The following is a 5,594-nucleotide window of genomic DNA, read 5'->3' on the forward strand; positions in this document are numbered from 1 at the left end:
TGCATCACCGAAATATCGGGCGCGAAGAATTCCAGCGCGCGCGCCAGTTGCTGCATGCGCGGACCGTCCCGGCAGACAACGGCGAGGCTGACGGCCGAAGCCTGCCGTCCTGCCTTGGCCTTGATGGCGCGTGCGAGATCCGAGGCGACAAGCCCCTCCGCGCCTTCCGCGACATTGGCGAGCGTCAGCGGGCGGCCGGCCGACAGCGAGTCCGCCGGCGATCGTGCGGTCGTCTTCATGCGTCCCGCCCAGCCGGCGAAAACGACCTGATACGATCGAATAGAGCCGTGCGATACTCAGAGGCCAGCGGAGCGCCGCCGCTCAACGCGGCGTACAGGTCGGGGTCCGGAACCTCGATCAGGCTTTCGAGATCGATCAACTCCGCATCGGTCAACGACCCGATTTCCGCATCGGCAAAACGGCCGAGGATCAGGTCCATCTCGCGCATGCCGCGATGCCAGCAGCGGAACAAGAGCCGTTTGCGGCGGTCGTCAAGGCCGCCGCTCGATCGTGTCGATCCCGTCATCAATCCCATCCGAACGCCGAAAGCCCGGACGAGCCGGGCCGGCATCATATAGCGGCGGCGAACGGGGATGTCAGCACCCGTTCACGCATTGCATAATTCGAAAATTGCATTCAAGGCTTCCAGCCTACCGGCCCCACCTCGCCATTCGTCGAGTCGCGCGATGCGCCCTGCACTGCTCAATCCCCTCTTTGCATTGGTGACCAGCCTGCCCGGCGTTGGGCCGAAGCAGGACAAGCTGTTCCGGTATCTGCTTGGGCGCGACCAAACCCCGCGCCTGATCGATCTGCTGTTTCACCTGCCCGCAAGCGTCATCGACCGCAGGGCGCGACCCAAAATCCGCGACGCCGTTCCCGGCACCGTGGTGACGCTTGAAGTGACCGTCGAGCGTCATCGCCCCGCGCCGCCGGGACGCTCGCGCGCGCCGCATCTGGTCTACGCCAGCGACGAGACCGGAGACGTCGTGCTGACCTACTTCCGCGGCAAGCCGGACTACGTCGAAAAGCTGCTTCCCGTCGGAGCCAGGCGCTATGTGTCCGGCACCGCGCAGATGTTCGACGGCACCTTGCAGATCGTCCATCCCGACCGCGTTGTCGATGAAGCGGGACTGGCAAAACTCTCGGGCATCGACCCGGTCTATCCTCTCACCGAGGGCCTGGCGCTGGGCACGTTGCGGCGCGCGATCGCGATGGCCCTGCAAAGGCTCCCGGCGCTGCCCGAATGGATCAGCCCGGAGATCCTGCGGCGCTGCAGCTTTCCACCGATGGCGGAGGCGCTTCAGCGCGTTCACGTGCCATTGGAATTGACCGATATCCTGCCGGGAGGCCCGTTCTGGTCACGCCTTGCCTTCGACGAGTTGCTCGCCGGACAACTCGCGCTGGCGCTGGTGCGCGCGCAACTTCGACGGCCGGCCGGAACCCGACACGCCGGCGACGGGCACCTGCGCAACAGGATCATCGACGCGCTGCCCTATGCCTTGACCGCATCTCAACAACAGGCGGTAGCCGCGATCATTGACGACCTGCGGAAACCCGTGCGGATGTTACGGCTGCTGCAAGGCGACGTCGGCTCCGGCAAGACGGTCGTCGCGCTGCTCGCCGCCGCCGCGGCGGCCGAAGCCGGCAAGCAGACCGCGCTGATGGCGCCAACCGAAATCCTTGCACGCCAGCATATCAAGACCATCGCGCCGCTGGCCGAACAGGCGGGCTTGCGCGTCGCTATCCTCACCGGCCGCGAGAAAGGCAAGGAACGGCGCGAGATCATCACAGGCTTGGCCAACGGCGATATCGATTTGCTGGTCGGCACCCATGCGCTGATCCAGGATGACGTTGCATTCCAGGCGCTGGCGCTGGCGGTCGTCGACGAACAACACCGTTTCGGCGTGCGCGAGCGTCTTGCATTGACCGCCAAGGGCGAGGCCGTCGATGTGCTGGTGCTGAGCGCGACACCGATTCCGCGCACGCTGGTTCTCACCTATTTCGGCGACATGGACGTCTCCGAACTGCGCGAAAAGCCCGCCGGCCGGCAGCCGATCGATACCCGCGCCATCTCCGACAGCCGCCTGGACGAGGTGATCGACGCGGTCGGCCGCGCCGTGAAGGCCGGCAAGCTGGTCTACTGGATCTGCCCGCTGGTCGAAGAATCCGAGACCGTGAACCTCACCGATGCCGAGCAACGGTTCGACATTCTCAAGGCGCGCTTCGGCGACAAGGTCGGTCTCGTCCACGGCAGGATGCGCGGCTCCGAAAAAGATCGCGTGATGGCGCAGTTCGCGGCGGCCGAAATCAATCTGCTGGTCGCGACAACCGTGGTCGAGGTCGGTGTTGACGTTCCGGCGGCGACCATCATGGTCATCGAGAACGCCGAGCGTTTCGGCCTGGCACAACTCCACCAGCTCCGAGGACGGATCGGCCGCGGCTCCGAGCCTTCGACCTGCCTGCTGCTCTACCGCGAACCGTTGGGCGAGATGTCCGATGCGCGGCTGCGGGTGATCCGGGAAACCACCGACGGCTTCCGCATCGCCGAAGAAGACCTGAAGCTGCGCGGCGAAGGCGACGTGCTCGGCACTCGTCAAAGCGGCCTGCCCGGCTATCGCATTGCGCGCTCCGATGTTCACGCACAGCTCATCGCGCAGGCCCGCGACGAAGCCTTGCGCATCATGGAGCAGAACCCGACGCTGTCCGGGGCGCACGGTGAAGCGTTGCGATGCCTGCTGTATCTGTTTGAGCGGGACGAAGCCCTGCTCCTGATCGGTGCGGGCTAGAATCGGACCACCAGGCGTCAGTCGGCCTTCGCAGTCTCGGGAGTAAGGGCAGAATCATTCGCGGCGCGGGCGGTATTGGCCATGTCCGCAAGAGCCGCGAGCTTCTTCTGCTGATCGGAGTTCGGTTGAACGACGCCCGCGGACATGATGAGGGTTGCCGCTTCCTCAGTGCTCATGTCGACCTCGACGACCTTGCTCTTCGGTACATAAAAGAAAAAGCCCGTGGTCGGGTTGGGCGCACAAGGCAGGAAGACCGAAATGTGCTCCTCCTGACCGGGAAGCCGCTCTGCGACATTCGCACTTGGGACCTGCGAAATGAGAACGATCGACCACATTCCGGGCGACGGAAACTCAACCAGACCGACCTTGCGCAGGCTTGATCCGGATCCGGAAAAAAGAGTCTCAAAAACCTGCTTGAGTCCGCGGTAGATCGCCCGCACCACCGGCATCCGGCCGAGGATCTTTTCGCCAAAATCGACCAGCGTCCGGCCGATCAGGTTGGCCGTGAGGAAGCCGAGCATCGTGAGCGCGAATACCGCGACGATCAAACCCGATCCCGGCACTCCGAAAGGCAGGTATGTTTCCGGCCGATACGTAATGGGGACGAACGGCCGCACCAGGTTGTCAACCCAGTTCACGAACCACCAGGTCAGGTAAAGCGTTATCGCAACCGGGCCTGCGACAATCAGACCAGTCAGAAAGTAATTCCGGAATCGCGCGATGACGCCGCGGGGCACCTCCGGGTGAGGGTCGCCTGGCGGGCCGCTCGAAGAATTGTTACGGGTCATCGTGGTTCCAGATCAGGATTTCAATAGGCAGTGTCTGCTCATATAGGCATTCCAGCAGACTTTGCATGCGGCGCTTTGGACCGCCCTGCGACGACCCCCAGTCTTATTCGACTGTGACGGATTTTGCCAGATTGCGCGGCTGGTCGACGTCGGTGCCCATGACGACGGCGGTATGGTAGGCCAGCAACTGCACCGGAACCGCATAGATCAGAGGAGCAAACGTCGCCGCCATATCGGGCAGGATAATCGTCTCCAGCGAGCTGACGGTCGCCTCAGCGGCTCCTTTTGCGTCGGTCATGAGAATGATGTTACCGCCTCGCGCGGCCACCTCCTGCATGTTGGAGACGGTCTTTTCAAAAACGCGATCGTAAGGCGCGATAACCACCACCGGCATGTTCTCGTCGATCAGCGCGATCGGTCCATGCTTGAGTTCGCCCGCAGCGTAGCCTTCCGCATGGATATAGGAAATTTCCTTGAGTTTGAGCGCGCCCTCCAGGGCGAGAGGATAGCTGGTGCCTCGTCCGAGATACAGGACGTCCCTCGATTTGGCGATGTCGCGCGCGAGCTTGTCGATCTGCGGTTCGGTGGCAAGCGCTTCCGACATCAGCCGCGGAACCTCGATCAGGCCGTGCACGAGCTTGGCCTCGTCTTCCTCGGATAATTCCCCCCGCGCCTTGCCGGCTGCGATCGCGAGCGCGGCAAGCACCATCAACTGGCAGGTGAATGCCTTTGTCGAAGCGACACCGATCTCCGGCCCCGCCAGGGTCTGCAACATCGACTCGCTTTCGCGCGCGATCGTCGATGTCGTGACGTTGACGACCGAGAGCGTGTGCAATCCCTGCTCCTTCGCGTAGCGAAGCGCCGCGAGCGTGTCGGCGGTCTCGCCGGATTGCGAAATGAAGATGGCGAGATCGCCCTTGCCGAGCGGCGCCTCGCGGTAGCGAAATTCCGATGCGATATCGATGTCGACGGACAGACGGGCCAGACGCTCCAGCCAGTATTTACCGATGTAACCGGCGTAGTTTGCGGTCCCGCAGGCCACGATCGAGACCCGCCTGATATCGCGAAAATCGAACGGGAGGTCGGTCGGAAGCAACACGCGCTCCGTCGCCATGTCGACGTAACGGGCGAGCGTATGTCCGACAACTTCGGGCTGTTCGTGGATTTCCTTGGCCATGAAGTGACGAAAGTTGGCCTTGTCCACCAGAGAGGTCGAGGCGCTGTGCTTGATGCGGTCGCGCTGAACGATGGCGTTCCGGTGATCGTAGACTGTTGTGCCCTTGCGGGTCAAAACCGCCCAGTCTCCGTCCTCGAGATAGCTGATGGTATCGGTCAACGGCCCGAGCGCGATGGCGTCCGATCCCAGATACATTTCGCCGTCGCCATATCCGATAGCCAGCGGCGGTCCGTTACGCGCGCCGATCAGAATGTTGTCGTCGGATGCGAAGATAAAGCCGAGGGCGAAGGCGCCGCGAAGCTGCGACAACGTGGCCTTGACCGCTTCGACGGGATCGACGCCGGCGGCGAGATGACCGTCGACGAGATGCAGGACGGTCTCCGTATCGGTGTCGGTCTGGAAGACCGCTCCTTTTTTCTGAAGCTCGTCGCGGAGCTCGCGGAAATTTTCGATGATGCCGTTGTGGACGACGGCGACTCGTTCGGTCGCGTGGGGATGAGCGTTGTTCTCCGTCGGCTTGCCGTGCGTCGCCCAGCGCGTATGTCCGATCCCGACGTGTCCCGCCAGCGGTTCAGCGCGCAAACGAGCTTCCAGATTCCGCAGCTTTCCCTCGGCGCGACGGCGCGCCAGACGCGATCCCTCCAGAGTCGCGATCCCGGCGGAATCGTAGCCGCGGTATTCGAGGCGCTTCAACGAATCGACCAACTGATCTGCGACGGGACCACGTCCCAGAATTCCGACAATGCCGCACATGCAGGTCAATTTCTCCGATCGCAGAAAAACTGCGAAAAAACGCCGATGCCCTCTTAACGAATACCCCGGAGCGCAAGGAAACAATAATTA

The 5,594-nt window shown here is 63.0% G+C and carries 5 protein-coding genes; 1 reads left to right on the forward strand and 4 read right to left on the reverse strand.

Translation table 11 applies throughout. From position 1 onward, the window contains the following. Both BGN91_RS10550 and BGN91_RS10555 read right to left on the reverse strand, forming a co-directional pair. A partial coding sequence (locus BGN91_RS10550; RefSeq protein ID WP_292612911.1) for a hypothetical protein occupies positions 1 to 239 on the reverse strand: 239 nt, incomplete at its 3' end. Then, a complete protein-coding gene (locus BGN91_RS10555) occupies positions 236 to 526 on the reverse strand; it encodes a succinate dehydrogenase assembly factor 2 (RefSeq protein ID WP_292612912.1) in 291 nt (96 codons plus the stop codon). The genes BGN91_RS10550 and BGN91_RS10555, both read right to left, overlap by 4 nt. Before the next feature lie 160 nt (positions 527 to 686). Here BGN91_RS10555 and recG point away from each other — a divergent pair, with 160 nt between their 5' ends. Continuing rightward, on the forward strand, positions 687 to 2,786 hold the full coding sequence (gene recG, locus BGN91_RS10560; RefSeq protein ID WP_292612913.1) for an ATP-dependent DNA helicase RecG: 2,100 nt from the start codon (positions 687 to 689) through the stop codon (positions 2,784 to 2,786). Between the two features lie 17 nt (positions 2,787 to 2,803). Here the strand turns inward: recG and BGN91_RS10565 are convergent, their stop codons facing one another. Both BGN91_RS10565 and glmS read right to left on the reverse strand, forming a co-directional pair. After that, the gene (locus BGN91_RS10565) at positions 2,804 to 3,574 is read right to left on the reverse strand and encodes a DUF502 domain-containing protein (protein WP_292612915.1); all 771 of its coding nucleotides are present in this window, start codon (positions 3,572 to 3,574) and stop codon (positions 2,804 to 2,806) included. 103 nt (positions 3,575 to 3,677) lie between these two features. Beyond that, positions 3,678 to 5,504 (reverse strand): glutamine--fructose-6-phosphate transaminase (isomerizing), encoded by a 1,827-nt coding sequence (gene glmS, locus BGN91_RS10570; protein WP_292612916.1) that lies wholly within the window; start codon positions 5,502 to 5,504, stop codon positions 3,678 to 3,680. Between the last annotated feature and the right edge of the window lie 90 nt (positions 5,505 to 5,594).

The organism is Nitrobacter sp. 62-13 (assembly GCF_001896955.1).
Lineage (GTDB): Bacteria > Pseudomonadota > Alphaproteobacteria > Rhizobiales > Xanthobacteraceae > Nitrobacter.

Bases quoted from the DNA above. Each gene is read 5' to 3' on its own strand.
- BGN91_RS10555 (WP_292612912.1), bottom strand. From the start codon at position 526: ATGACGGGATCGACACGATCGAGCGGCGGCCTTGACGACCGCCGCAAA.
- recG (WP_292612913.1), top strand. From the start codon at position 687: ATGCGCCCTGCACTGCTCAATCCCCTCTTTGCATTGGTGACCAGCCTG.
- BGN91_RS10565 (WP_292612915.1), bottom strand. From the start codon at position 3,574: ATGACCCGTAACAATTCTTCGAGCGGCCCGCCAGGCGACCCTCACCCG.
- glmS (WP_292612916.1), bottom strand. From the start codon at position 5,504: ATGTGCGGCATTGTCGGAATTCTGGGACGTGGTCCCGTCGCAGATCAG.